Annotated in this window: 27 protein-coding genes and 1 pseudogene; 24 read left to right on the forward strand and 4 right to left on the reverse strand. The window is 69.0% G+C overall.

Annotated elements, in window-relative coordinates; genetic code table 11:
• Positions 1-126: 126 nt before the first annotated feature.
• Positions 127-579, reverse strand: a complete 453-nt coding sequence (locus GBA63_RS00780) for a peroxiredoxin (RefSeq protein WP_166172562.1) — start codon at positions 577-579, stop codon at positions 127-129.
• Between the two features lie 197 nt (positions 580-776).
• On the opposite strand from GBA63_RS00780, the gene GBA63_RS00785 reads away from it, so the two are divergent.
• Together GBA63_RS00785 and GBA63_RS00790 are read left to right on the forward strand one after the other, a co-directional pair.
• The gene (locus GBA63_RS00785) at positions 777-1,700 is read left to right on the forward strand and encodes a LolA-like protein (protein ID WP_166172564.1); all 924 of its coding nucleotides are present in this window, start codon (positions 777-779) and stop codon (positions 1,698-1,700) included.
• A 94-nt stretch (positions 1,701-1,794) separates the two neighbouring features.
• Positions 1,795-2,796, forward strand: coding sequence for a sulfotransferase family protein (locus GBA63_RS00790; protein ID WP_166172566.1), 1,002 nt, complete (start codon positions 1,795-1,797; stop codon positions 2,794-2,796).
• A gap of 86 nt (positions 2,797-2,882) precedes the next feature.
• Here the strand turns inward: GBA63_RS00790 and GBA63_RS00795 are convergent, their stop codons facing one another.
• The gene (locus GBA63_RS00795) at positions 2,883-4,370 is read right to left on the reverse strand and encodes an ABC1 kinase family protein (RefSeq protein ID WP_166172568.1); all 1,488 of its coding nucleotides are present in this window, start codon (positions 4,368-4,370) and stop codon (positions 2,883-2,885) included.
• Positions 4,371-4,548: 178 nt separating this feature from the next.
• Between GBA63_RS00795 and phnD the strand changes: the two genes are divergently transcribed.
• The 18 genes and pseudogenes from phnD to GBA63_RS00885 all read left to right on the forward strand — a co-directional run bounded on the left by phnD (position 4,549) and on the right by GBA63_RS00885 (position 18,888).
• A complete protein-coding gene (phnD, locus tag GBA63_RS00800; RefSeq protein WP_166172570.1) occupies positions 4,549-5,535 on the forward strand; it encodes a phosphonate ABC transporter substrate-binding protein in 987 nt (328 codons plus the stop codon).
• An 8-nt stretch (positions 5,536-5,543) separates the two neighbouring features.
• On the forward strand, positions 5,544-6,308 hold the full coding sequence (gene phnC, locus GBA63_RS00805) for a phosphonate ABC transporter ATP-binding protein (protein ID WP_166172572.1): 765 nt from the start codon (positions 5,544-5,546) through the stop codon (positions 6,306-6,308).
• A complete protein-coding gene (gene phnE / locus GBA63_RS00810; protein WP_166172574.1) occupies positions 6,305-7,102 on the forward strand; it encodes a phosphonate ABC transporter, permease protein PhnE in 798 nt (265 codons plus the stop codon). The genes phnC and phnE overlap by 4 nt, the downstream gene beginning before the upstream one ends.
• Positions 7,103-7,190: 88 nt before the next feature.
• Complete coding sequence (gene phnX, locus GBA63_RS00815) at positions 7,191-8,036, forward strand: phosphonoacetaldehyde hydrolase (RefSeq protein ID WP_166172576.1); 846 nt, start codon at positions 7,191-7,193, stop codon at positions 8,034-8,036.
• Positions 8,027-9,187, forward strand: a complete 1,161-nt coding sequence (locus tag GBA63_RS00820) for a TIGR03364 family FAD-dependent oxidoreductase (RefSeq protein WP_166172578.1) — start codon at positions 8,027-8,029, stop codon at positions 9,185-9,187. The genes phnX and GBA63_RS00820 overlap by 10 nt, the downstream gene beginning before the upstream one ends.
• A gap of 2 nt (positions 9,188-9,189) precedes the next feature.
• Positions 9,190-9,807, forward strand: a complete 618-nt coding sequence (locus GBA63_RS00825; RefSeq protein WP_207957003.1) for an HD domain-containing protein — start codon at positions 9,190-9,192, stop codon at positions 9,805-9,807.
• Positions 9,804-10,559, forward strand: coding sequence for a GntR family transcriptional regulator (locus GBA63_RS00830; RefSeq protein ID WP_166172580.1), 756 nt, complete (start codon positions 9,804-9,806; stop codon positions 10,557-10,559). The genes GBA63_RS00825 and GBA63_RS00830 overlap by 4 nt, the downstream gene beginning before the upstream one ends.
• A complete protein-coding gene (gene phnG, locus GBA63_RS00835) occupies positions 10,556-10,966 on the forward strand; it encodes a phosphonate C-P lyase system protein PhnG (protein ID WP_166172582.1) in 411 nt (136 codons plus the stop codon). The genes GBA63_RS00830 and phnG overlap by 4 nt, the downstream gene beginning before the upstream one ends.
• Positions 10,963-11,529: a phosphonate C-P lyase system protein PhnH gene (gene phnH, locus GBA63_RS00840; RefSeq protein WP_166172584.1), complete on the forward strand. Its 567-nt coding sequence runs from the start codon at positions 10,963-10,965 to the stop codon at positions 11,527-11,529. The genes phnG and phnH overlap by 4 nt, the downstream gene beginning before the upstream one ends.
• Positions 11,529-12,605, forward strand: a complete 1,077-nt coding sequence (locus GBA63_RS00845) for a carbon-phosphorus lyase complex subunit PhnI (protein ID WP_166172586.1) — start codon at positions 11,529-11,531, stop codon at positions 12,603-12,605. Before phnH ends, GBA63_RS00845 begins: the two co-directional genes overlap by 1 nt.
• Positions 12,595-13,467: an alpha-D-ribose 1-methylphosphonate 5-phosphate C-P-lyase PhnJ gene (locus GBA63_RS00850; RefSeq protein WP_166172588.1), complete on the forward strand. Its 873-nt coding sequence runs from the start codon at positions 12,595-12,597 to the stop codon at positions 13,465-13,467. Before GBA63_RS00845 ends, GBA63_RS00850 begins: the two co-directional genes overlap by 11 nt.
• A 2-nt stretch (positions 13,468-13,469) precedes the next feature.
• Positions 13,470-13,907: a GNAT family N-acetyltransferase gene (locus GBA63_RS00855; RefSeq protein ID WP_207957004.1), complete on the forward strand. Its 438-nt coding sequence runs from the start codon at positions 13,470-13,472 to the stop codon at positions 13,905-13,907.
• Positions 13,904-14,734, forward strand: a complete 831-nt coding sequence (locus tag GBA63_RS00860; protein WP_166172590.1) for an ATP-binding cassette domain-containing protein — start codon at positions 13,904-13,906, stop codon at positions 14,732-14,734. The genes GBA63_RS00855 and GBA63_RS00860 overlap by 4 nt, the downstream gene beginning before the upstream one ends.
• 14 nt (positions 14,735-14,748) lie before the next feature.
• Entirely contained in the window at positions 14,749-15,486 is a 738-nt protein-coding gene (locus GBA63_RS00865) for a phosphonate C-P lyase system protein PhnL (protein WP_207957005.1), read from the forward strand.
• Position 15,487: 1 nt separating this feature from the next.
• Entirely contained in the window at positions 15,488-16,630 is a 1,143-nt protein-coding gene (locus GBA63_RS00870; RefSeq protein WP_166172592.1) for an alpha-D-ribose 1-methylphosphonate 5-triphosphate diphosphatase, read from the forward strand.
• Positions 16,631-16,773: 143 nt separating this feature from the next.
• A pseudogene (locus tag GBA63_RS00875) lies at positions 16,774-17,127 on the forward strand (MOSC domain-containing protein); the annotation flags it as partial.
• A 371-nt stretch (positions 17,128-17,498) separates the two neighbouring features.
• Positions 17,499-17,654, forward strand: coding sequence for a hypothetical protein (locus GBA63_RS00880; RefSeq protein WP_166172594.1), 156 nt, complete (start codon positions 17,499-17,501; stop codon positions 17,652-17,654).
• Positions 17,655-17,715: 61 nt separating this feature from the next.
• Positions 17,716-18,888, forward strand: a complete 1,173-nt coding sequence (locus tag GBA63_RS00885) for an alpha/beta hydrolase (protein WP_166172596.1) — start codon at positions 17,716-17,718, stop codon at positions 18,886-18,888.
• Between the two features lie 33 nt (positions 18,889-18,921).
• On the opposite strand, the gene GBA63_RS00890 is transcribed toward GBA63_RS00885, so the two are convergent.
• Together GBA63_RS00890 and GBA63_RS00895 are read right to left on the reverse strand one after the other, a co-directional pair.
• Positions 18,922-19,851, reverse strand: a complete 930-nt coding sequence (locus GBA63_RS00890) for a nucleoside hydrolase (RefSeq protein WP_166172598.1) — start codon at positions 19,849-19,851, stop codon at positions 18,922-18,924.
• 328 nt (positions 19,852-20,179) lie between these two features.
• Positions 20,180-21,562, reverse strand: a complete 1,383-nt coding sequence (locus tag GBA63_RS00895) for a helix-turn-helix transcriptional regulator (RefSeq protein WP_166172600.1) — start codon at positions 21,560-21,562, stop codon at positions 20,180-20,182.
• A gap of 145 nt (positions 21,563-21,707) precedes the next feature.
• On the opposite strand from GBA63_RS00895, the gene GBA63_RS00900 reads away from it, so the two are divergent.
• The 4 genes from GBA63_RS00900 to GBA63_RS00915 all read left to right on the forward strand — a co-directional run bounded on the left by GBA63_RS00900 (position 21,708) and on the right by GBA63_RS00915 (position 24,969).
• Positions 21,708-22,355: a V-type ATP synthase subunit D gene (locus tag GBA63_RS00900; protein ID WP_166172602.1), complete on the forward strand. Its 648-nt coding sequence runs from the start codon at positions 21,708-21,710 to the stop codon at positions 22,353-22,355.
• Complete coding sequence (locus tag GBA63_RS00905; RefSeq protein WP_166172604.1) at positions 22,352-22,705, forward strand: V-type ATPase subunit subunit G family protein; 354 nt, start codon at positions 22,352-22,354, stop codon at positions 22,703-22,705. Before GBA63_RS00900 ends, GBA63_RS00905 begins: the two co-directional genes overlap by 4 nt.
• Entirely contained in the window at positions 22,706-24,673 is a 1,968-nt protein-coding gene (locus tag GBA63_RS00910; protein WP_166172606.1) for a V-type ATP synthase subunit I, read from the forward strand.
• Between the two features lie 77 nt (positions 24,674-24,750).
• The gene (locus GBA63_RS00915) at positions 24,751-24,969 is read left to right on the forward strand and encodes an ATPase (RefSeq protein WP_166172608.1); all 219 of its coding nucleotides are present in this window, start codon (positions 24,751-24,753) and stop codon (positions 24,967-24,969) included.
• Position 24,970: the final 1 nt, after the last annotated feature.

The raw sequence follows: 24,970 nt of genomic DNA on the forward strand, positions 1-24,970 counted from the left end.
AAATAGCCTTCAGCTGTCGGCTGTCAGCGATCAGCTTTCAGCTCTTGGCTCTTGCTGATCGCTGAAAGCGGAGGCGGAGCCGAAGCGGGCTGAAAGCTGACAGCGCGATCTGCTTCGCAGATCGCCTCAGATCGAGTCCGCGTCCGAGAGGATCTCGTCGGCGTGGGTCTCGGGGGAGACCTCAGGGTAGACCTTCGCGACGTTGCCGTCGGGGGAGAGCAGGAAGGTGACGCGGCTCGCGTAGCCCTTGTCCTCGTTCATGATGCCCAAAGCCTCGGCTGCGCGGCCGTCCTCGTCCGTGAGGAGCGGGAAGTTCAAACTGTACTTCTCCCTGAACTCGCGGTGGGATTCGGGGGAGTCGAGGGAGACGCCGTAGACTTTTATGCCGGCCTCGCCGTAGTCGGCCATGCGGTCGCGGAAGGCGCAGGCCTCCTTGGTGCAGCCCGGGGTGTCGTCTTTGGGGTAGAAGTAGAGGACGGTCCTCTGACCCGTGAGGTCGTCCGGGCCGACGCTGCTCCCGTCTTCGGCGACGAGGTCCATCGGGGGGAGGGGCTGGCCCTGTTGGGGTAGGTTCGCCATCGTTGGGCTCCTTTTCGAGTGTCCGTCAGGGTAAGTCTACGGGATTCGAGGCCGCTTGCGGCAGGGGTGGATCATACCGCCGGAAGGGAAAATCAGTCCTCAGGTCCTATGCGCCCGCGGGTATGATCTGTGATATTGGAGCGAGGTCGGAAAGGGGACGCGCCCCCGCGCCCGTCCCGGTCGAGAGGAGAGGTCTTTTGAGGAAGCTTCTGGTTTTGCTGGCGCTCGCGGCGACGGCGGCGCTCGCCGGCGCGTGCTCGTCCCCCGAGGACGGGGAGGGCGGCGCCAGGAAGGCGCCGGAGAGGGCTGAGAGGCCCACGGCCGTCGAGACGGTGCAGGTAGCCTACAAGGAGACGGCCGCCGAGCAGACGGCGAAGACCTCCTTCGAAATAACGACGACGGGCCCGCCCATGGACCCGAACGAGTCGGGTCAGTCGGCCCCGATGGAGATGACCATAACGGGGCAGGGCATCATGGACTTCTCCGGCGCCGCGTCGAGCCTGACGATGGAAATGTTCGGGATGGGCAACTTCGAGATGCGCCAGATCGGGAACACGGTCTACATGAAGATGCCGGAGGGGGGCCCGGCGCAGATGCCCGGGGCCAGGCCCTGGATAAGGGTCGACCTGGACGACGCCTACGAGCGTGAGTACGGTGCGAACCCGGCCCAGATGCCGGGCGGCGCGGCGGGAGACCCCACGCGCCAGCTGGAATACCTGCGCGGCGTCTCCGACTCCGTCGAAAAGGTCGGAACCGAGAAGGTGCGCGGCGTACAGACGACCCGCTACGAGGCCATCTTGGACCTCAGGAAAGAGGCGGCCGGGCGGGGGGCCGAGGTGAGAGAGGCGCAGGAGGAGATTATCGAGCAGATCGGCACGAGCAAGCTTCCCGTCGAGGTGTGGCTCGACGACCAGAACCGCGTCCGCCGCTACGCCATGGACGTGGCCGTGCCGGTACCCGAGAACGCCTCGGCCCCTGGGATGCCGGAGGGCGGCAAGATGCGGACGAGCATGGTCGCCGAGTACTACGACTTCGGCACGCCGGTCGAGGTTCAGGCGCCGCCGCAGGAGCAGACCACGGACGGCTCGAAGATGTTCTCCCGGCAGCCGGTCGCGCGGTAGGCAGGGCCCCCAGACGGCGGATTTTACTAACGCCGCGGGATGTTCTAACCTGACCGGAGGCTGTCGAGGGAAATCTACTCTGATGGGGAGTGGGATGAGGTCGTCTTTCGGATCGCGGGTAAAGAGCAGGGGTTTGTGGGCGTGGCGGCGGGCCTCGGCCCGGTATCCGAAGCTGGCCGTCCTCAGGCGCCGGCTGGCCGCGGCGTCGATCAGGCCCGGGCGTTCGCGGGTGGCCGCGCCGGAGGTGGCCGGGGACGGTTTGGACCCGGCCAATATCGTCTGGATCTTCTGCGTGGCAAGGAGCGGCAGCACGTGGCTGGCCTCCATGATGGGCGAGATGGAGGGGACCGAGGTCTGGAAGGAGCCGCGGGTGGGCCACCTCTTCGGGGAGTTCTACGAGAACACCCCGAGGGCGAAGGCCGAATCGGCGAACTTCATAATGGGCACCCCGACCCGGGAGGCCTGGATCTCCTCGATAAGGCACTTCGTCCTGACCGGCGCCCGGTACGCCTTCCCGACCCTCGGCCCGAAAGACTACCTGGTAGTGAAAGAGCCGGGCGGGGGCGTCGGCGCCCCATTCCTCATGGACGCGCTGCCGGAGAGCCGCATGATCCTGCTGGTCCGGGACCCCAGGGACGTCGTCTCATCCTCCCTCGACGCCACGCGGGAGGGCAGCTGGCAGAAGGAGCAGCGCCGGGCCGCCGGCTCCGGCCGCAAGTCCCTCACGGCCAGGTCGCCCGACGCCGTTGTGAAAAGGTCCGCCAAAAAATACCTGCGGAACATGGAGAGGGCCATGCAGGCCTTCGACGCCCACGAAGGCCCGAAGTCGCTCGTCCGCTACGAGGACCTGAGATCCGACACCGCCGCCGTCATGGGGCGCATCTACTCGGAGCTCGGGATGGAGACGGGCGGGGACGCGCTGACCCGGGCCGTCGAGAAGCACTCGTGGGAGGCGATCCCCGAGGACATGAAGGGCCAGGGGAAGTTCTACCGGAAGGCCTCTCCAGGGGGGTGGGAGGACGACCTCACGCCCGGGCAGGCGGAGATAGTCGAGGAGATCAGCGCCCCCCTAATAGAAAAGTTCTACCCCCGCTAAAGCGGGTTGCGGAGGTACCGCCTCCGCTATCGTGCATAAGCTTTATTGCTCGTGCTGAAAGCTGACCGCTGAAAGCTGACAGCTTTCTAAGAATCGTCTGTGTGGCGCGCGACTATCTCCAGAACGTCGAGGTTTGGGTCGAGGGTGCGGGTGATCCCATCCAGCAAGCCTATGGCGCGCCCCACGAGGAGCAGCCTGGGCGGAAGGTCCCCCACGCTCGCCCCGAGCCCGCGGCCAAGCTCCCCGAGTTCGGGCCTGGCCTCTTCGCGCCCGCCGCCTAGCAGGACGCCGACCACGGCGAGCAGGGTCTCGACGTCGGTCTGCGGCCCCACGGGGAGCCCCGCCTCCCCGAGCGAGCCCGCGAGCGCTTCGAGGTCGCCGTCTCTCATGGCCCCGACCATCCCCTTCAGGGTGGCGACGAACGAGCCTTCCAACTCCAGCGTGAGGCCGTGGTCGAGCAGGATCAGGCGGGGACCATCCGGGCCGGGCTGGACCAGGAGGTTGCCCGGGTGCGGGTCGGCGTGGAGGACGCCGTGCCGGAAGAGGCCCTCCGCGAAGGCGTCGTTGAGCCTCTCCGCGACCGCGGCGGGGTCTATGTCGGCCGCGTCGAGCGCTTCGCGGTCGGAGATGCCGATCCCCTCCACGAAGTCCATGACGAGCAAACGTTCCGTGTTGAAGCCTTCGACGACACCCGGCACGACCACGTCCGTCCGGTGCGAGAGCGTGCGCTTGAGGGTCTTCATGGCCCGTGCTTCGCGGCGGAAGTCGAGCTCGAGGGGGAGCGTCCAGCGGAGGTAGTCGGCTATGGGCCCGAGCCTGACGTCCGGCTCCAGGCGGGCGATGGCCTCGAAGATGGCTTCGAGCGCTTCGAGGTCCGCCTCGATGAGGCCCGCGACGTCGGGGTACTGGACCTTGACCGCGACCGCGTGGCCGCCGCGCAGCCTCGCCCGGTGGACCTGGGCTATGGAGGCCGCCGCGACTGGCTCGCGGTCGAAGGTGGAGAAGACCTCGTCCACCGGTCGCCCGAGCTCGCGGACGACGGCGGCTTCTATGGCCTCGTAGGGTCGGGGCGGGACGCGGTCCTGGAGCGAGGAGAGCTCTTCTGTGTAGGCGGCGGGGAGGAGGTCGGGGCGGGATGAGGCGAACTGGCCCGCCTTTATGAGGGTGCCGCCGAGGGTCTCGGCCGCGTCCAGAAGACGCCCGGCCCCCCTGCGGTGTGCGAGATCCCAGTCCCCGTCCCCGACGGTCGCGGGAAGCCACCGGGCTCGCTCCCTGAGCGTCGTGTACCCCAGGTACAGGTCCGCGGCAAGCGTGGCGAGCACGAGGGTGCGCGGCGAGGGCACGCCGTGGGGCATCCCGGGACCGGGCCGGCCCGCCCGTTCCGTTGCCGCCAGGTTGGCGCCCGTCCACAGGAACCACTGCGCCCGGGAGAGGTCGCCCAGGCGGAAGGGTGCCGCGGGGTCCGTGATTCCGGCGGCCACGGCTTCGCGCGTCTCGGCGGCGGAGCGGCGGGCCGCCTTCAGCAGCACCTCGCGGACCCCGAGGGCCGCGTCGCCCCAAGGGCCCAGCGTCATGTGTTCTCTCCGGTCACGGTCGCAGAGTATACGGGTTGAAGCGGGGCGGTCGCGCCGACGCCGCTTTGTCTAGACGAAACGGACGTTTAACCGGCAGTTATCAAGGTCGTAACAAAGGGGTCTACTGGCTGTTGTACCGTCGGGAAGGCGTTACCCGTTTACCTTTGGAGGTCGGAGTATGGTCGAGAGGTTTGTACCCCGTGGTGCCGGAGCGGTCGCGTCAGCGGTCGCGTCGCGGGCGGTCAGCCGGGGAGATTTTTTGAGGCTCGGCGGGTTCGGTGTAGCGGGTGCTGCCCTGCTGCCGCTCGCCGGGTGCGGCGGGTCCGGAGAGGCGCAGGGGGACTCCGGAGGCATACCGGACCCGCTCAACATCGGGGTAATACCGGCCGAGGACACCGAGCAGGTCGCCGCGACCTTCGAGCCCATAGCGAAGTACGTCGGCGAGGAGGTCGGGGTCGAGACGAAGCTCTACACCGCCACCGACTACTCCGGCATCATCGAGGCCATGCGCTCGGGTGAGGCGGAGGTCGCCTGGCTCGGACCCCTCTCCTACGTGCTGGCCGCCCAGCGGGCGAACGCGGAGGCGGTGGCCGTCCAGCTAACCGAGGAGGGGACCAAGGACCCGACCTACCGCAGCTTCATAATCACCCGGAAAGACAGCGGCGTGCGGAGCCTGGAGGACCTCAAGGGCAAGAACTTCGCCTTCGTCGACCCGGCCTCGACCTCGGGCAACCTCTTCCCGCGGCAGGCCTTCAAGGAGGCCGGCATGGACCCGGACAAGGACCTCGCCGAGGCCACCTTCGCCGGCGGGCACGACGCCTCGGCGCTCGCCGCCGCCAACGGCGACGTGGACGCCGGCGCCGTAGCGAGCACTACCTTCGAGAGCATGATCGCCGAGGGCATCTTGAACGAGAACGACGTCAGGAAGATCTGGGAGTCCGACCCGATCCCCGAGAGCCCCATCGCCGTGCGCGGCGACCTGAGCCCCGGGGCCAAAGAAAAGATCAAGCAAGCCTTCGTCGGGATGAGGCCAGAGGACGTGGGCGAGGAGGAGATCAGCCCCGACGGCGCCGTCGGCTACGTGGCCGCCAGGGACTCCGACTACGACGTGATACGTAAGCTCGCCAGGTCCCTGAACCTCGACGCCGAGACCCTGGCGAGCTAGGGAGCCTGATGGCCGCCTACGTCGAAGTGAAGTCCTTGAGCAAGACCTACCCGAACGGGACGAGGGCGCTGCGCGACGTCTCGTTCTCGATGGACCACGGCGAGTTCGCCGTGATCGTCGGCAAGAGCGGCGCGGGTAAATCGACCCTGCTCCGCTGCATGAACAGCCTGACCGAGCCGTCGGGCGGCGGGGTCGAGGTGGACGGCCGCAGCGTGACGGGCCTCTCGGGCAGGGCCCTCCGCTCCGCCCGCAAGGAGATGGGCTTCGTCTTCCAGCAGTTCAACCTCGTCAAACGGATCTCCGCCCTCAACAACGTGCTCTGCGGGATGCTCTCCGAGATGCCGACGATGAGGAGCGTGTTTCGGCGCTTTACTGACGAAGAGAGGCTCCACGCCCTGGACTGCCTGGACAAGGTCGGGCTCGCGGACAGGGCCCACCAGCGGGCGGACACCCTCTCGGGCGGCCAGCAGCAGCGGGTCGCCATCGCGCGAGCCCTCGCCCAGGGGCCGAAGGTGGTGCTCGCCGACGAGCCGGTAGCATCCCTCGACCCCGAGTCGGCCCGCACGGTCATGGACGCCCTGCGCTACCTCGCCACCGAGGAGGGGATGGCGGTCTTCTGCAACCTCCACCAGGTCAACCTGGCGGGCCGTTACGCCGACCGGATCCTGGGCATGCGCGATGGCGAGCTCGTGCTCGACCGCCGCTCCGGCCGGCTGGAGCGGGACGAGGTCCGGGCCGTCTACGGGGCCGAGATGCAGGAGGCGTTCGCGTGAGCGCCGGGGTCCCCGAACTCACCAGAGGCGGCGGCGCCGTAAGGCGGGCGTTCGGGTTCGTGGGCCTTCTGCTCATCGTCGTGTTCTTTCTCTGGAGCTTCGTGGCAGTGGAGTTCAGCCCCGTCAAGTTCGCCCAGGGGACGCCAGACCTCGTCGCCCTGATCTCGGACATGTTCCCGCCCGCTGTGGCGACCCTGCCCGAGGTCGCGCTCGCCGCCCTGGAGACGCTCCAGATGGCGCTCGTGGGGACCGCGCTCGCCGCCCTCGTCTCCGTGCCGCTCGCCTTCCTGGCGGCCAGGAACGTCACCCCGAACGTGGTCCTCTACCACGCTACCCGGGCCTTCGTCGTCTTCACGCGCGCGGTGCCGGACCTGGTCTTCGCCCTGATCTTCGTCGCGGCCGTCGGCCTCGGCCCGTTCCCCGGCACTCTTGCCCTCGCGATCCACTCCATAGGGATGCTCGGCAAGCTCTACGCCGAGACGATAGAGGAGATCGACGCCGGCCAGGTCGAGGCGCTGAAGTCCACCGGAGCCGGACCCTTGCAGGTCCTCGCCTTCGGGGTGGTGCCGCAGGTCTTGCCCTCGTTCGTCGGCCTCACGCTCTACCGCTGGGACATAAACATCCGTTCCTCCGTCGTGCTCGGCCTCGTCGGGGCCGGTGGTATCGGGTTCTTGCTGACGAACGCGATGCGGCTCTTCAAGTACCAGGAGGTGCTAACCATCCTGCTCTTCGTCTTCGTCATAGTCCTCATCGTCGAACAGACCTCCTCCTACATCCGCGCGAAGTTCATCTAGGTGGGCGTGCCGCTGTCTAGACAAACCCCTTCTCGAACCCGTCCGGACGGGGGATGATGGGTTACACGAAAGCGACGGGGGAGGCCCGATGACCGAAGACAGGCCGAGGTTCACGTATAGCCGGGTCTACACGGGGCCGGTCAGGGCTGTCGTCTTCGACTGGGCCGGGACCACGGTGGATTACGGGAGCCTGGCGCCGGTCGCGGCCTTCGCCGAGGTGTTTCGCCGGAGGGGGGTGGAGCTTTCGGCGGGTCAGATCAGGGGTCCCATGGGGACGGCCAAGCGCGACCACATCCTGTCGCTGACGAGGCTCGAAGCCGTGAGAGAAGCCTGGATCTCGGCTAACGGATCTTCTCCCTCCGAAGACGACGTGGACGAGATGTTCGGCGAGTTCGAGCCGCTCCTCGTCGAGAGCGCGGCGGCCCACGCGGGTCTCATACCGGGCACCCTGGAGACGGTGGCGTGGTGCCGGGAGCGGGACATCCGGGTCGGATCCTCGAGCGGTTACGGGCGTGGGATCTTGGGCGAGATCCTACCCATCGCCCGCGATCAGGGCTACAAGCCGGATACCCTCGTCTGCCCCGAGGACGTCCCGGCCGGACGCCCCTACCCCTGGGCGATGTACAGGGCCGCGATGGACCTGGACGTGTACCCGATGGCAGCCATCGTCAAAGTAGGGGACACGGTGGCCGACGTGGAGGAGGGCCTGAACGCGGGCTCCTGGACCGTCGGCCTCGCCAGAAGTGGCAACGAACTCGGCCTCGGCGAAGACGAGGTCGAAGCCCTCGACGGGGAGACCCTCGCCGCGAAGCTCGAAGCCGTCTACGACCGGCTGCGCGGGGCCGGGGCCCACTACGTCGTCGACACCATCGCCGACGTTCCCGGGGCGCTCGAAGATATCTCCGCGAGGCTGCGCACCGGAGAATGCCCTTGAGCGAGGCCCGGGCTGACGTCGCGGTCGTCGGGGCCGGGATCGTGGGGCTCGCCCACGCGCTCGCCGCGGCAAAGCAGGGTCTGAAAGTTGTTGTTTTCGAGAGGTCGGGTTGGGCCGTCGGGGCCTCCGTTCGGAACTTCGGGCTCGTATGGCCCGTCGGGCAGCCGGGCGGGCATCTGTACGAAAGGGCGCTCAGGAGCCGTGGGATCTGGCGCGAAGTCGCCGCCGCGTCGGGCATCTGGTGCGCCGGGGCCGGCTCCCTCCACCTCGCCTACCACGAAGACGAACTGGCCGTGCTCGAGGAGTACCTCGAGACCACGCCGTCCGCGCGGGATGGGGGATGTGAGCTCGTCTCCCGGAACGAAGTCGCAGAGAAGAGCCCCGCGGCCAGGACTGAAGGCCTGCGCGGCGCGCTGTGGAGCCCGACGGAGTTGAACGTGGACCCGCGCCAGGCGATACCGGCCATAGCGTCACTCCTGGCGAGTGACTACGGCGTCGAGTTTCGTTTCGGGACGGCGGTCCGCGGCATCGAAATGCCCGTGGTGGAGACCACGGCCGGCGACTGGACCGCGGACCGGGTCTTCGTGTGCGGCGGCGAGGACTTCGAGACGCTTTACCCCGAGGTGTTCGCGGGGAGCGGCATCACCCGCTGCAGGCTCCAGATGCTGCGCACCGTGCCCCAGCCGGGCGGCTGGCGGCTCGGTCCCGCGCTGTGCTCAGGACTCACCCTGCTCCACTACGACGCCTTCGAGCACTGCGAGGGCCTGGAGGCGCTGCGGCGGCGTTTCGACGAAGAGATGCCCTTTGCCCGCGAGAAAGGCGTCCACGTGCTCCTGTCGCAGACAGCCAGGGGGGAGCTGACCATCGGGGACAGCCACGATTACGGGCTCACGCACGATCCTTTCGCCAGCGAGAAGGTGGACCGTGAGATCATGAACTACCTGGAGACCTTCGCAAGTGTCCCGAGCCTGGAGATCTCCGAGCGCTGGCAGGGAACGTACCCCCATCTGGAGGACGGTTCCGAGCTGGTCTCCCATCCCGAGCCCGGCGTGACGGTCGTCAACGGCCTGGGCGGTGCCGGTATGACGCTCTCCTTCGGCCTGGCGGAAGAGAACCTGAGATCTCTTGTCGGCCAGGAACGGTCGGTCTAGGAATGGAAGCTTCCGAAGCGAACCAGAAGATCCTGGCCGCGCTCAGGGCCGCCGAGCACCTCCCCTACGACGGCGAGGCCGTCGGCCAGCTCCAGCACGCCCTCCAGTGCGCCGACCTGGCCCGCTGCTGCGGCCACGGCCCCGAGGTCGTGGTCGCCGCCCTGCTGCACGACGTCGGACGTTCACCCGTGGCCCTCAGAGACCTCCGCGCCGCCGGTGTAACGGGCGGGGAACACGGCGCCCTGGCCGGCGCCTGGCTCCGACCCCTCGTGGGTGAGCGCGTGGCCTGGCTGGCAGAGCAACACGTCCCGGCCAAGCGCTACCTCGTCGCCACCGACCCCTCCTACGAGAGGAGCCTCTCGGGCACCTCCCGCCGCACCCTGGAAGTCCAGGGAGGGCCGATGAGCCCGGAGGAAGTCGCCGGGTTCGAGGGCAACCCGGGGTGGAGGGACGCCGCCGAACTCAGGCGCTGGGACGACCTCGCCAAAGACCCGGACGCGGAGACGCCACCTCTGGAAGATTTCGAGGAGGAGTTGTGGTTCGTGGTGTCTGAGCACTTCGGCGGGCGGCGGTTGTCTGGACAAAGCGGTATCGGTTACGGGACCGAGGATGCACAATGACGGTCGTGGGTTTGAGGAGGGCAGGCCGCGTCCCGATCTACGTCCAGGTCGCGGAGGACCTGGAGGGCGCGATGCTGCGCGGCGAGTACGGTGTGGGCGACCGCCTGCCGACGGAGCACGCCCTGGCCGGGGAGTACGGCATCAACCGCCACACGGCGGGGCAGGCCCTGAACCACCTCCAGGGCAAGGGCCTCGTCGTGCGCGTGCGGGGGCGGGGCACGTTCGTGCGTCCGGGACGGGTCGACTACCGGGTGGCCGAGAAGATGAGCTTTACGGACTCGGTCTCAAGGGTCGGGCTGAACCCTTCGCGCAAGATAATAGGCGTCAGGGCGGTGCGGGCTTTCGGGCGGATACCGGAGGCGATGAAGGTGCCGGCCGGGGAGCCGCTGGTGGCGCGGGAGAGCGTGAGCTTCGCCGGGGAGATCCCCCTGGACCACTCCGTCAAGCACTTCCGCGAGAGCCTCTTCCCCGGAATAGACGATCTGTTGACCAGACCGCTCTCCTCCCGCGCCCTCGTAAAGGCTCACTACGGCGTGGAGGTCTACCGGGCGCGTTCGGCCTTCGAGATGGAGCCCGCCGACGCGGAGATGTCCCGCCACCTCGGCGTCCAACCTGGGGCGGCCCTGCTCCGCGTCGAGAGCCTGGACACTTTAGAGGACGGTACGCCGGCCGAGTGGGGCGTCACGTACTTCCGGGGGGACGCGACGAGGGTGCTCGTCTCTTTACGCGAGATCAAGGAGGAGAAGGATTGAACCCGCAAGAGGTCCAGGAGGCGATAGCCCACGCCCCTACAGGACGCCTCAAGGAGCTCGCCGACCGTTGCCTGCTGGACGCGGAGGCCGAGGTCGTCTCCCGGCCCCGCCAGGCCCTTGTGATGGCGCGGGTAAAGGAGACGGTCGACGGCGAAGTCTTCAACCTCGGCGAGGTGCTCGTCACGGGCTGCGAGGTCTCGCTGGGAGGCGAGCCGGGGTGGGCTATGGTGCTGGATCACGACCCCGAGCGCGCCCTGTGCGCCGCTGTGGTGGACGCCGCCAGCCGCCGCGGGGGGGACGGGGTACAGGCCGAACTCGAAGGGCTGCTCGCCGAAGCCCGCGGTGCGCGAAAGGCGCGATGGGCCGGGGTCCAGCCGACGCGCGTCTCGTTCGAGGAGATGTCGTGAGCGCCGGCGTGAGGACGTTCGACCCCGTCTTCGACTCGCAGCGCGTCTTCCGGTGCGTCCTGCAGGCCACGGCCCAGCCCGGCAAGCTCTTCGCCCTGCCCCCGACGGGCGTCGCCCCCCGGGAGGCCGTCGCGCGCACGCTGCTAGACCACGAGGTCACTCTCTGCGCTCTCGGTGACCGGGCGGAGGAGGCGGAACGCATCTCGGGCCTCACCGGCTCCAGGATCGTCCCGGTCAATGAGGCGGACTTCGTCCTCGTCTCGACCGGCTCCGGGGCCGGGGTCTCCTCCCTCAAGCGCGGCACCCTGGAGCGGCCCGAGACGGGCGCCACCGCGATCTTCGCGGTCCGCCGCCTCTCGAACACGGGCACGCTCACCTTGAAGCTCTCAGGACCCGGTATCCGGGGTGGGCGGTCACTCGGAGCCGAAGGACTCTCCGCAGAAGTGGCAGAAGCGATCCGGGAAAGCAGGCAAGGTTACCCGCTCGGGGTCGATGTGTACCTCGTGGACGAGGCCGGGCAGGTCGCGGGATTGCCCCGCTCGACGAGCTTGGAGGTGGCCTAGTGGCGTACACGGCCGTCAAGGGTGGGGAGGAGGCGATCAAGGCCGCCGAGAAGCTGGAGCACGCCTCCGTCGAAGGGTCCGGACTCACACCGGAGGCCGTGCTGAGGGGGATGCGCTACGCGGTGGACCAGGTAATGGGAGAGGCCGGACTCTACGCCCCGCGTCTCGCGGCCCGCGCCGTCGTCCAGGCGCAGGGCGACCTCGCCGAGGCCGCGTTCCTGCTGCGGGCCTACCGCTCCACGCTGCCCAGGGAGGGCTATACGGTCCCCGCCGATACGGACGATGCGCGCCTCGTGCGGCGTGTCTCCTCCGCTTTCAAGGACGTGCCGGGGGGGCAGGTTCTCGGCCCGACCCGCGACTACTCCCAGCGCCTCCTCGGCCTCAAGCGCGAGGAAGAACCGTCAGGGAACGGCGCGGGCGACGTGGGCGGGGAGGGCAACCTGCCCCGGGTCACGGACGTGCTGCGCGAGGCCGGGCTGGTTGCGAAGCGGAAGCCCGAAGAGACGGGCGAGCCGTTCGATCTGACGCGCGAGGCGTTGACCGTGCCGGCGCCGCGCTCGGGGCGGCTTCAGAGCCTGGCGCGCGGGGAGGCCGGCGCGATGACGGCGCTCGCGTACAGCTCGCTGCGCGGTTTCGGGGCCGTCCACCCGACGCTGGCCGAGTTCAGGGTCGGGTACCTGCCGCTCCAGGTGGAGCACCCCGTTCTCGGGGAGAAGGTGGAGATAGGCGAGGTCCTGTGCACGGAGGTGGAGGCCGTCGGGCGCGAGATGGGTTACGGGGGGGAGGACCACGACGGAGAGAAGGCCATGTCTTTAGGCTACGGGCTGGTGTTCGGGAGGAACGAGCGCAAGGGGATAGCCATGGCCGTGCTGGACGCCGCCATCCGGGCCGGGGGGGAGCGGGAGCAGGGCCCTGCAGGCCCAGCCGAGGACGAGGAGTTCGTCCTCTACCACGCCGACGGCATAGAGGGTACCGGCTTCGTCGAGCACCTGAAGCTGCCCCACTACGTCACCTTCCAGTCCTCCCTGGACCGCCTGCGCGAAGTCCAGAGAAGGGGGAACGACGTTGACGGTTGACGAGCTGCTGAAGGACGGCGGCGCCTCCGGGGGTCCCTCGTACAACTACGCCTTCCTGGACGAACAGACCAAGAGGGAGCTCAGGCGCAAGGCGCTCAAGGCCGTTTCGATTCCGGGCCATCAGGTCCCGTTCGGGAGCCGCGAGATGCCGCTGGCGAGGGGCTGGGGGACGGGGGGGCTGCAACTCTCGCTCGCGCTCGTAGGTCCCGGGGACGTGTACAAGGCCATAGACCAGGGCGCCGACGACTCGGTCAACGCCGTCAACATGCGCAGCCTGGTCAGGCGGATGGCCGAGGTCGAGACGACGGAGGATACGCGGGAGGCGACCATCATCCAGACGAGGCACCGGATACCGGAGGAGCCGCTGCGCGGGGACCAGACCATGGTCTTCCAGGTGCCGATACCCGAGCCGCTAGAGAGGGTGGAGCCGAGGATCTCGAGGGCCCGCAAGATGCACGCGGAGAAGGACTACTCCAAGATGTGGTTGTACCTCTACGAGAGCATCGCGCTTCACGGGGAGATCACGGTGGGGGCCCGCTACCCCGTCCTCGTCAACGGCACGTACCTGATGGACCCGTCCCCGATCCCCCGCTGGGACGTCCCGAAGCTCGACGGGGCATCGTTCCTGTCCCTCTTCGGCGCGGGCCGCGAGAAGCGCATCTACGCCATCCCCCCGCACACGAACGTCGAGCCCCTTGAGTTCGAGGACCACCCCTTCCGCGTCGAGCGCTTCGATGAGCCCTGCGGGCGCTGCGGCTCCGCGGACACCTTCCTGGACGAGATGACGGACGAGACCACCGGCGAGAGGTACTTCCGCTGCTCGGACACGAGCTTCTGCGACGGGCGTCTGGGGGAGAAGTGAGGGTGAGGGAGGCCCGCCCCGGCGACCTGGGCCGGCTCCTGGAGCTCTACGCCCTCCTCGAAAGGCCGGAAGGACACCTTGCGCCGCTCGCGAGCGGCGCGGCGGAGGACCTCTTTACCCGGGTTCTGCTCGACCCGAACCAGCGCACGCTCGTCGCCGAGACCTACGGCGAAGTCGTGGGCACGCTGGTTCTCGTAACGGTCCCGAACCTGGCCCACGGCGGGTCGCCCTACGCCCTGGTCGAGAACGTCGTCGTGGACGAGGAGTACAGGGGCGAGGGCGTGGGCAGGGCGCTCATGAGAGAGGCGGTGCGGCGGGCGCGCGAGGCCGGCGCCTACAAGCTCGCCCTGTGCTCGAACACCGGGCGGTCGGAGGCGCACGAGTTCTACCGCTCGATGGGTTTCGAGGAGACCCACGTCGGCTTCGAGGTGCGGCCGTGAACGGGCTCGTGCTCGAGGTCGAGGACCTCAAGAGGGTCTACGGCCGCGGCTGCGAGCGGTGCGTCGAGAACACCGGACCCGGGGCGCGGACGAACACCTGCTCCGCTTGCGGCTCGGTCGTCGCCTGCGCGGGCGTCTCCCTGGAGGTCGGGCCCGGAGAAGTGCTCGGCATCGTGGGCGAGTCGGGATCGGGCAAGAGCACGGTCGCGGCCTGCCTCGCCTTCGACGTCGAACCCACGGACGGCGTTGCGCGTTTCTCCGGGTTTGGGGGCTCCGACATCTTCGGGGCCGACGCGGCCCAGAGGCGAAAGCTCCGCGACTTCGACATAGGCATCGTCTACCAGACCCCGCAGCAGGGGCTCGACCTCGACACGACCGCCGGCGGCAACGTAGTCGAGCGGCTGCTCGCCGCCGATTGGCGCCACGTCGGCGGGATGCGGGGGAGGGCAAGGGAACTCCTCTCCCGCACAGAGACCCCGGTCGGACGGATGGACGAGGCGCCCAGGCACTTCTCGGGGGGAATGCGCCAACGGGTCCAGCTCGCGAAGGCGCTCGCCAACAGGCCGAGCCTTCTAATTCTGGACGAGCCGACGACGGGGCTCGACGTCTCGGTGCAGGCGCGGATTCTGGACCTGATCCGGGACATACAAAGGGAGACGGGGGTCGCCACCCTCGTCATCTCGCACGACCTCGGCGTGATCCGCCTGCTCACCGAGCGCACCCTCGTGATGCGCCACGGCCGCGTGGTCGAGGCCGGCCTCACCGACCAGATCCTTGAAGACCCCCAGGCTCCCTACACCCAGCTCCTCGTAAACTCAGCCCTGTAACGAGAAGGAGGGCCGTGCCCCACCTGGAAGTAAAGAACCTCTCCAAGAGCTTCACGCTCCACATGCTCGGCGGCCGGCGCCTCGTCGCCCTGGAGGACGTGAGCTTCTCTGTGGAACGCGGCGAGTTCCTCGGCGTGGTCGGGAGGTCCGGCTCAGGCAAGTCCTCCCTCCTGCGCTGCGTCTACCGCCGCTACCTGCCGACCGCCGGGAGCATCGTCTACTCGTCGGACGACGGAGAGATCGACCTCTCGACCGCCCCAGACCGGGGGGTGTTGCGGCTGCGCGGGGGGGAGATCGGGTACGTCTCCCAGTTTTTGCGCGCCATCCCCCGCACCCCGGCCCGGGACGTGGTCGCCGAGCCCCTGATCTCCCGCGGCGCCGACGGTGACGAGGCCCGCGAACGGGCCGCCGCGATGCTCGACGCCCTTGGCATCCCGGACGGCATGGCCGACGCTTTCCCGGCGACGATGAGCGGCGGGGAGCAGCAGCGGGTCAACCTCGCCCGGGCGTTGGTGGGCGCACCCCGGCTCCTCCTCCTCGACGAGCCGACGAGCGCTCTGGACCCCGAGACCCGCCTGCTCGCGATGGAGGCCATCAAGGGTCTGAAAAACGGTGGCACGACGATGGTCGGCATCTTCCACGAGATGGAGAGCCTCGAGACGCTGTCAGACCGGGTGCTCGCCCTCGAAGCCGGCCGCGTCCGGTGGACCGGCCCTGCCCGGGAGGCCGCCGGATTGCTGGCGGGCGTCTAGCGTGGGGCGAGAAGTGCGGGCCATCAACGACGCGAGGGTAGTGACGCCTGACGGTATCCTAGAAGGTGCCTCCATCGTGTTGGAGGATGGTCGGATATCCGGGATCACGGCCCGCGCGGAGCGGTCCGGCGAGGCCATCGACGCCGCCGGCCGGTACGTCCTGCCGGGGATGGTAGATCTGCACTGCGACGCCATCGAGAAGCAGCTCGCGCCCCGCCCGGGCGTGGAGGTTCCCGAGGAGCTGGCCTTCATGGAGATGGACCGGCTCTTCGCCGGGTGCGGCGTTACGACGGGCTTTCACGGCGTCTCTATCATGGCCGGACGCTCGCGCGGCGTAGAGCGGGGCCGGAGGCTCTGCGCGCTCGTCTCCCGCCTCGCCGGAGAGGGCCTCGTGCGCCACGAGCTCCACCTCCGCTGCGAGCTCCCGCAGGAAGAGTCCGTGAGGGCGGTCGAGGAGGTCCTGGGTCGCGGCTTCGCGCGGCTCGTCTCGGTCATGGACCACACGCCGGGGCAGGGCCAGTTCCGGGATCTCGAGTGGTTCAGGCGTTACTGGTCAGGTGACGGGGCCGACGAGGCCCAGATCTCCGCCGCCCTCGCCGAGGCCGAGCGCTCCGAATACACCATCGCCCTGGATCGCGTCGGGCGGATCGCGAGCGCCGCGAAGAAGCACGGCGCCACCCTCGCCTCCCACGACGACGACACGGTCGAGAGGGTAGAGGTCCTCGCCGGGCACGGGGTCGATATCTCGGAGTTCCCCGTAAACGCGGCCTCGGCCCGCCGCGCCCGCGAGCTCGGCCACGCCGTCTGCATGGGAGCCCCGAACGCCCTGCGCGGCGTCTCCTCCGGCGGCAACCTCTCCGCCCTCGAAGCGGTGGAAGCGGGCCTGGTCGACGCCCTTGTCTCGGACTACCATCCCCCGAGCATGCTCCAGGCCGCCTTCAAGCTCGCCCGCGAAGACGTCCTCCCGTTGCCGGAGTCCGTCGCCCTCGTAACCGGAGGACCCGCCCGCGCCGCGGGTCTCTCCGACCGGGGCGGGATCGCGAGAGGCGCGAAAGCCGACCTCATCATCGTCGGCGGGCGCGCCGGCATCCCCACCGTGACCCATACGATCGTCAACGGCGAGTCCCGCCATGCTGCGGGGTAACAACCCACCCCACAACGTGGGGCCGGTTCGAAACCCGCCCGGGCCAAAAAGGAACCGCGAACCCATGAACGGAACGGTTACGGCGGTCAGCCGCAGCGCGACGCACACGTTCGAGAAATCCGCCGGCGAGAGCATCCGACTCCTTGCCGGGCTGGGGATCGAAGGAGACGCGCACCTGGGCAAAACGGTCAAGCACCGCTCCCGCGTCAGGCAGGACCCGGCCCAACCTGAGGCAGGTACACCTCATCCACGCGGAGCTCCACGACGAGCTGAACGCCTCCGGCTTCTCCGTCTCAGCCGGACAGATGGGCGAGAACGTTACCACCCGCGGCATCGACCTTCTCGGCCTTCCGACCGGAACCACGCTGCGCCTCGGCGAGACGGCCACCGTCGAGGTGACGGGCCTTCGCAATCCGTGCAGGCAGCTAAACGACTTCCAGCCGGGCCTGATGGAGGCCGTGCTCGGCCGCGACGAGCACGGGAACCTCACTCGCAAGGCGGGCATAATGGGCGTCGTACTCGTCGGCGGCGAGGTGCGGCCCGGGGACGGAGTCCGGGTCGAGTTGCCCGCGGAGCCGCACGGGCCGCTCGAACGGGTCTGACGGCGACGCGCGACGCCCGACCCGGTTATGGAGTGCACCCGCGGTCCTCCCGAAGAGCGCGCGCTCCCCGAGCAGATGGACCGGCTAGACAGGTGCGCCAGGGTTCTTGTCTCCGCGTCGCCCCTCTCGCCGCTCGCGGCCTGAGGTTCATCCGGCGCCGACCGCTCTCCGCGGAAAGAAGCGCCCGGTTTCGTCGAAGTGGCGGACGACGGGGCGCTCCTCGTACCAGGTCATAGGGGCGACAACCGCGTAGGTTCCCGCGCAACGTGGTGGAGAACCCGGACCGCTTCGCCGGGAGCCTCGCGCTTCCGGGTGCCGGCATGATGCTCGCCCACACCGGGGGCGGGGTAAACGCCGCCGAGTACGACGCCCGCGCCGGAGAAGGAGCCCCGGGAACCCTCTACCGAAGGCGCCGCATATAGACAGGGACCTGGCCCCGTAGCATAGTTAACGGCGGTCGGATCGTCTCCGGCGGGAGAGGCTTTGCGGGTTCGGAGGGAGAAAAAGTTCAGGCGCAGGCGCAGGCTCGCGCTCTTGCTCGTGCTCCTGGCGATGCTCCTGGGCATCCTGTTCGTCTTCTGGTCGTGGGTCGATGCGCAGGCGCGGGCGGTCGTCGTGGTCTCCTCCGTCGTCGACGCCGCGGTCATCACGCCCGTCGCGGAGGCCGTTAGCGGCGAGCCCCGGTTCTCAGATGAGACCGTGGCCGGGAACCCGGCCCTCGTCGCGAGGCCCGCGGGGGAGGGGCCGTGGCCCGCGGTGTTCTTCGTGAACGGTACGGTGCCGGAGGGCCGGAAGCTGCCCGAGGCGCGGCGGCTGGCGGAGGGGTTCGCCAGGGCCGGTTACCTGGTCGTGCTGCCCGACCTTCCGGGGTTGACTCGGGACAGGATCACACCCGAGACCGTCGCCGAGACCGCGGAGGCGGCCCGCGCCATATCGGAGCACCGGGACGCGGCCGATAACAGGGTGGCCCTGGTCGGCATCTCGACCGGCTCTACCCTGGCCCTCCTCGCCGCCGGGGAGCCCGCGACCAAAGACCGGGTCTCCGTGGTGGCCGGGGTCGCCCCCTATTCCGACATAAAGACCGTGGTGAACGTCGCCACCACGGGCAGCTACGAGGGGAGAGACGGAGATTTCGTCCGCCACAGGGCCGATCCCTTCCTCTCCTACGTCGTCGCCCGCTCGCTGGTGGCCGCGCTCCCCCCCGGCGACGACCGGCAGGCCCTCTCGTCGGAGATAGAGAACGTTGGCCGCGAACATCCCAACCCCCTCGGCGGCCTCCGCCTGCGCCGGACGGAGGACCTCGGTCCGGAGGCGCGGGCCGTCGTTGCGTTGCTCGCCAACAGGGACCCGAACCGCTTCGCGGGCCTCTACGCGGCGCTGCCGAACGGCGTCAAAAAGGACCTCGAAGCCTTCTCGCCCCTCGCCGCGCCGGGGCGCATAATGGCCCCCGTCCAGATCGCAACGGGCCCGCAAGACAAGTACTTCCCGGCCTCCGAGTCCCGGAACCTTGGCGGCATCGCGCCCGACCTCAGGGTTACGGTCACGCCCGCCCTCGACCACGCCGAGCTCGACGCCTCCGTGGGCGACGTGCCGGCCCTCGCCGGGTTCAACGCCTTCGTGGTCCGCTCTTTGCGGGATGCAAGGGTCGAAGAATAGGCCGTTCGCGCAGGGGCGTTTCGCGAAACGCCCCTACAGGCGCTTGAGGGATTCGTACAGCAGGTCGAAGAAACCTTCCCTGTCCAGTTCGAGGCCGACCTCGGCGTTCGGCGGTTTGCCGGTTACGCCGTGGAAGTCGCAGACCGTCTCGCCGCGGGTGAGGTCGCTCTCGCACTCGACTTGCACGTTCATCGGCCGCGTCTTTAGCAGGCCCGGTTCCAGGACGGCGGCGACGGCGACCGGGTCGTGCAGGGGCGGGGCTTCGAAGCCGAAGATCCGTTCGTAGGTCGTGGCGAAGAAGTCCAGAAAGCCCGCCACCACCCCGCCGACCTCCCCGATATCCCGCAGGCGGTCGCGTTCGGATTTGCCGGCGCCGGCCTGGTGGGTGACGTTCAGGCCGCTCATGGTGATCCGGAGGCCGGATTCGAAGACCTCGCGGGCCGCCTCGGGGTCCACGTAGATATTGAACTCGGCGGCAGGCGTCGTGTTGCCCAGGCCCATGCTCCCGCCCATGATCGAGACGTGCGAGATCTTCTCCTTCAGGTCCGGGCGCGCCCTCAAGAACGCGGCGACGTTGGTGAGCGGCCCTACCGGGATCAGGGCGACGGGCTCGGGGGACTCCCCGAGCGTGTCGGCGATGAGCTCGACGGCGCCGCGCCCGTCCGGCTTGAAGGCCGCCTCCGGGATCTGTGGTCCGTCCATCCCGCTCTCGCCGTGGATGTCCTCGGCCGTGCGGAGCTCGCGTTCCATGGGTTTCGAGGCGCCGGCCGCGACGGGTATCCCCGTGCGGCCGATCAGGGACAGGATGCGGAGCGCGTTGCGGGTCGTCTTCGGGAGCGTCGCGTTGCCGGCCACGGTCGTCACCGCCAGGACATCCAGGTCCAGAGCGCCACAGGCCATCATGATCGCCACGGCGTCGTCGTGACCGGGGTCCACGTCTAGTATCACCGGCTTCGGGCTCACAGGATCCTCCAGTGCTCAGTCTACGACGAGGGATCGCTCCCCAGACCGACCCCGACGCGCATTCTAGAGCAGATCGCGGGGAGGTCCGACCTCCCCGCGATCGCCGTCGGCTTTCGGCCATCGGCTCCCTTGGCCGATGGCTGACGGCCGATAGCTGATAGCGCGGGTTGCAGGAGTATCGGGACCGTTGCGAGAAGGCCAAGGGCTGAAGGGTTGGGGTTTGCTTGAGGTTTCGTGGCGCACCCTCGATACCCCTACGCCTCACGAACATCGATGGTCATCCCTCGTGGAAGCCGCCGCAATCGTGGCCCGGCCTGCCGGCTACGAACTATTCCGAGAGGAGGCCGAGTTTGCGGGCCCGGGCCACGGCTTCGAGTTGGGAGCGGGCATCGAGGGCGTGTTTTATAGCCCGGATGTGGTTACGGACGGTCGCCTCTGAGCGGTAGAGCTCCTGGGAGATCTGGCGCGCCGACTTTCCGTCGCCGAGCAGGCGCAGGACCTCTAGCTGGCGCCGGGTGAGGTTCAGACCCTCGACGACGGCCCGCAAGTCCTCGCGCCTCGCGGAGGGGTCGGCCCAATTCTCGGAAGGCCCATCGGGGACGAAGTGAAGCGTGCTGTCGAGGGCGAGGGCCGTGCAGTGGGCCAGGCCCTCGCAGAGCGTCAGGTCGTCCCCGTCGTAGGCCGTCCCCCACGGCGAGAAGAAGCCCATAGTCCCGAGGGTTCTCTGGCTGACGCGCAGCGGCACGCAGATAAACGAGCCGGCGTCGGGCGGCAGGTCGTCGCCGAGGTGCTCCCGCAGCCCGGCGAGGTCGAGGAGACGCTCCGGGCGGCCCGTCTTGAGCACGAGCGGCGTGCCGTGGTTCGCGGCCGCCTCCAGGGGGCGCCGGGACTCCTTCAAGTCTATGGCGCCATTCTCCCTGAGCGCGGCGGCGGTGCGTTGGATGGTCGAGCCGTCCTGCAAAAGGTCGACAAAGCACCACTCGGAGAGCTCGGGGATCGCGAGGCGCGCCGCGTTGGCGAGGACCGTCGGGCGGTCCGGTGAGGCCGAGAGCAGGGCGTTTGATTCCGTCAGGAACTCGAAGCGGCGTTCGGCGGCCTCGGCGCGCTCCGTGAGCTCCGCCAGCGCGTAGCGGGAGCGTTTGTCGGCGAGATCCCGGCGCATCGCCGCTCCGAGGACGTCGGCCACGTCCTGCACGAAGCGCACCTCCGATGCGTCGAAGACGCGTCGCCGGGAAGTGTGGGCCCCGATCACGCCGTAGTGCCGGCCGTCCACCCTGATGTTGGCGGTGACGCCGCTCGTGATCCCATGCTCGTGTAGCAGCGGCGCACCCTTGAACCTTACCTCCTCCCGGAGGTTCTCGGAGACCACCGGGGCGTCCGAGATGAGCGTGTAACCCGCCTGCGACTCGAGATTCGTCCCGACGGTGGCGTGCCCGACGTAGCCGTCCCGCCACCCCACGCCCGCGCGCAACAAGAGCCTCTCACCGTCGGGCATCACCTCCAGTACCTTCACGAATCCCACGTCGAGCGTCCCCGCGACCACCCTCACGGCCTCGTCGAGCAGACCCGGAAGCTCCTTACCGGAGAGCGCGGTGAACCCCAGCCTCGCCACCGCCTCTTGCTGGCGGACACGCTCCCTGAGCTCGTCCTCGGCCGACTTGTTCACTACCGCGAGGTGCTTTACGGTCTTCTGTGATCCCGTCCGATTCATCCACGGATCACTATACGCCGCGGCTCGAAAATAACCAACTTTCGCCGCGAAAATGGCCGAGTTTGGTCACGTCGTTGGGGATGCGCCGTGTGAGACTCCTTTGCGTGAGGAGTCGAAAAAGATCAGATGATCGGGGGATGGGCTGGTGGACCGGGTAAGCGCCACGCGCAGCGAGCTTTTGGTCCGCCGGGCCCAGATCGGGCTTGCCGTGCAGGGCCGCGACCTCCTGAAAGAGAAGCGCACCGCGCTCATGCGCGAGTTCAACCGCCTGAGCCAGAACGCCCTGGCCGCGATGAAGGACCTCGAAGAGCGCGCCCGGGACGCCCGCGGCGCCCTGAGCGAGACGACCGCCCTAGACGGCCCCGAGGCCGTGGGCTCTGCGGCGCTCGCCTCCGGCGGCGAGATCGGGGTCGGCCTCAAGAGCAAGAGCGTCGCCGGCGTGAAGATAGTGGAGCTGGAGCACGACCCCGTCGGCCGCGCCCGAACCGACCGCGGCTACAGCCTGGCGGCGACCACGCCCCGCATAGACGGGGTGGCCGAGGGTTTCGAGGCGGTGCTCGACGGGCTGCTTGACTTCGTGGCGGTCGAGCTGTCGCTGCGGCGGCTGGCGGAAGAGATCACACGCACCACCCGCCGCGTCAACGCCCTCGAGCACGTGGTAGTCCCTGGCCTCGAAGGGGAGAGGGATTTTATAGCGATGGTGCTCGAAGAACGCGAGCTGGAGAACCGCGTGCGTCTGATGCGCGCGAAGGCCCGGGCCAACAAGGAGACCACGGAGAGAGGCCCCGCTTGAACGCCACGGAGGCGACTTTGGACAAGAACAGGGACACCACCGCGCTCGAATCGGTGCGCCGCCTGGAGGAGAGGCTCGACGACCGGCGCGCGGCCGAAGAGGCGGCCGAGGCCCGCGTCGCAGCCGCGCGTGAGGAGGCCGGACGCGTGGTGCGCGGGGCCCGCGAGCGGGCCGAAAAGGACGCCGCCGAACACCGGAGGGCGACCCTCGCCCGCGCCGACAAAGAGGCCGCGCGCGTGCTCGCCGGTGCGAAGAGCCGGGCCGGGACGCTACGCGCCCTGGCCGAGGGCGACCGGGCGGATGCCGCGCGGGAGGTCGTCGGGATGGTCCTGCCGGGGCGGGGGGCTTAGGTGGCGCTCGTTCGGATGGCGAAGGTCCGCATCCTCGGGCCGAAGCGGCGGCTAGAAGACGCGCTGGAAGAGCTGCACCGGCTCGAGCTCGTCCACCTCGGGGACGTCGAGGAAGAGGGCTACGCCGTGGAGCCGCTGCCTGCGGAGGCCGGCCGTTCGGCGCGGGCAGACGAGCTGCGTTTCCTGGCCGCCGAGCTCGAAGCCCTGCTCGACCTGCTCGGCCCGGACAGTTCCCACCGCGAGGCGCGCGCCGACCTGGTCCCCGGCGCCGTCGATCTCGGGGCCATTCGGGCGAGGCTCGATGGCGTGATCCCCGAGGTCGAGACGCTGCAGTCCCGGCTCGAAGCGCTGCGCGACGAGGAGGTGGTGCTGCCGCGCTACGTCGAGCCGCTGGAGCAGTTGTTGCCGCTCGTGCCCGAGCTGGCCGAGATGGACGAGGAGGACCTCGACCGTCTGCGGCTCGACACCGTCGCGCTCGTGCTCAACACGGACGATGAGTCCCTGATCCAGGCGCTGCGCGAGGAGTTGGCGGGTGAGATCGGGGCCCGCTTCGAGCTGGTACACAAGAAGATCGAAGCCGGCGTCATAGGCTGCGTGCTCGTCTTTACGCACGACGACTCACGCGCCGTCCATTCGTTGCTCGGCAAGGAGCACGTCCGGCACGTGGCCCTCCCCGAGGAGTACGATAAGCACTCGCTGGCCGCGACCGTCTCGATGATGCGCGGGCGCATGGGGGCGGTGCCGGGCGAGATAGAGGCGGCCGAGAGACGGCTCGAAGCCGTTCTCAGGCCGCGGGAGGAAGAGTGGCGCCGCCAGCTCGCGGGCCTGCGGGCCGAGCTGGAACAGCTCGAAGCCGTGGGCCTCGCCGGCGGCACCGGCCGCGCCTTCGTCGTCGCCTGCTGGGCCCCGAAGAACGAGCTGGCGCGCCTGCGCACGGAGCTCGAAAAACGCGTCGGCGTCGCGGTCGTGGTCGAGGAGCTTACCGGCGACCGCCACGACGCCCGCGCCCCCGTCCTGATGAAGAACGCGAGGGTGGCCAAGCCGTTCGAGTTCTTGGTCCGGTTCATGGACCTTCCGAAGCCCGGCACGTTGGACCCCACGGGCCTCATGACGCTGTTCTTGCCCATTATCTTCGGCGCGATGGTCGCCGATGTCGTCTACGGCCTGCTGCTCCTGGCGGTCGCGGTTATCGTCAAGCGCCGCCACAGGGAGCCCGGGGCCGTCCGCGACCTCTCCTCCGTGCTGCTCGTGGGTTCGGCGTGGTCGATAGTCTTCGGCTTCGTCTTCGGCGAGGCTTTGGGCAACCTGGGCAAGGACCTGCTCGGCCACGACTTCGCGTGGTGGTTCTACCGTCCGGACGGGCTGGTGCCGCTGCTCCTCTTCGCCATCGCCCTCGGCGCCACGCACGTGGTCCTCGGGCTGTTGCTCGGCATCTGGCAGGGCTTCCAGGAGCGCCACCGCGGTGAGGTCACGGAACGGTTCGGGACGCTGCTGGCGATCATGGGCGTCTTCGGCCTGGCCGGGCTCGCCGCCGGGATGCTACCGGGCGGGGCGGTAACGCCGGCGGTGGCCGCCATCGTCGTCGGGCTCGTGCTGATGATGGTCTCCCACGGCAGGATGGGGCTCCTGATGGGCCCGCTGGAGCTGATCGGGGCGATAGGCAATATCCTTTCGTACCTGCGTATTGCGGCCGTAGGCCTCGCGAGCGCTTATCTGGCGATAGTCGCCAACGAGTTCGCGACCGTGGGGCCGCTCTGGCTCGGGGTCATCATCGCGGCGTTCTTCCACGCGCTCAACCTGGCGCTCGCCGGGTTCAGCCCCATGATCCAGGCCATGCGCCTGCACTACGTCGAGTTCTTCTCCAAGTTCTACTCCGGCGGCGGCAAGGCTTTCCGGCCCTTCGGGTCGCGCGCCATCCCGCCCGAGACCACCGAGAAACCTCTGGATTACGGGACGGTGGCCCCATGAAATAAGGGTTCGTGGGCGGCGCGCCCGACGGCCCGCGCCGGGGAAGGGTAGTGGACACTCCAGGAGAGGAGAGCGTAATGGAACTAGGGTTGATCGCGATAGGCGCCGGGCTCGCCATCGGGCTTGCGGCGCTGGCCTCAGGTCTGGCACAGGCCCGCGTCGGGTCGGCGGCGATGGGCGCCATCGCGGAGAAGCCGGAGCTTACCGGCCGGGCCATCCTGCTCATGGCCATCCCCGAGACGCTCGTCGTCCTCGGCTTCGCCGTGGCCGCCATGATAATCCTCCTACTCGGCTGAC

Source organism: Rubrobacter tropicus (assembly GCF_011492945.1).
GTDB lineage: Bacteria > Actinomycetota > Rubrobacteria > Rubrobacterales > Rubrobacteraceae > Rubrobacter_D > Rubrobacter_D tropicus.

What these genes read in the sequence shown, in the direction of transcription:
- GBA63_RS00795 (WP_166172568.1), bottom strand. Translation starts at nt 4,370, where the DNA reads ATGACGCTGGGCCCTTGGGGCGACGCGGCCCTCGGGGTCCGCGAGGTG.
- phnX (WP_166172576.1), top strand. Translation starts at nt 7,191, where the DNA reads ATGACCGAAGACAGGCCGAGGTTCACGTATAGCCGGGTCTACACGGGG.
- GBA63_RS00895 (WP_166172600.1), bottom strand. Translation starts at nt 21,562, where the DNA reads ATGAATCGGACGGGATCACAGAAGACCGTAAAGCACCTCGCGGTAGTG.
- GBA63_RS00820 (WP_166172578.1), top strand. Translation starts at nt 8,027, where the DNA reads ATGCCCTTGAGCGAGGCCCGGGCTGACGTCGCGGTCGTCGGGGCCGGG.
- GBA63_RS00790 (WP_166172566.1), top strand. Translation starts at nt 1,795, where the DNA reads ATGAGGTCGTCTTTCGGATCGCGGGTAAAGAGCAGGGGTTTGTGGGCG.
- GBA63_RS00780 (WP_166172562.1), bottom strand. Translation starts at nt 579, where the DNA reads ATGGCGAACCTACCCCAACAGGGCCAGCCCCTCCCCCCGATGGACCTC.
- phnD (WP_166172570.1), top strand. Translation starts at nt 4,549, where the DNA reads ATGGTCGAGAGGTTTGTACCCCGTGGTGCCGGAGCGGTCGCGTCAGCG.
- phnC (WP_166172572.1), top strand. Translation starts at nt 5,544, where the DNA reads ATGGCCGCCTACGTCGAAGTGAAGTCCTTGAGCAAGACCTACCCGAAC.
- GBA63_RS00825 (WP_207957003.1), top strand. Translation starts at nt 9,190, where the DNA reads ATGGAAGCTTCCGAAGCGAACCAGAAGATCCTGGCCGCGCTCAGGGCC.
- GBA63_RS00915 (WP_166172608.1), top strand. Translation starts at nt 24,751, where the DNA reads ATGGAACTAGGGTTGATCGCGATAGGCGCCGGGCTCGCCATCGGGCTT.
- GBA63_RS00830 (WP_166172580.1), top strand. Translation starts at nt 9,804, where the DNA reads ATGACGGTCGTGGGTTTGAGGAGGGCAGGCCGCGTCCCGATCTACGTC.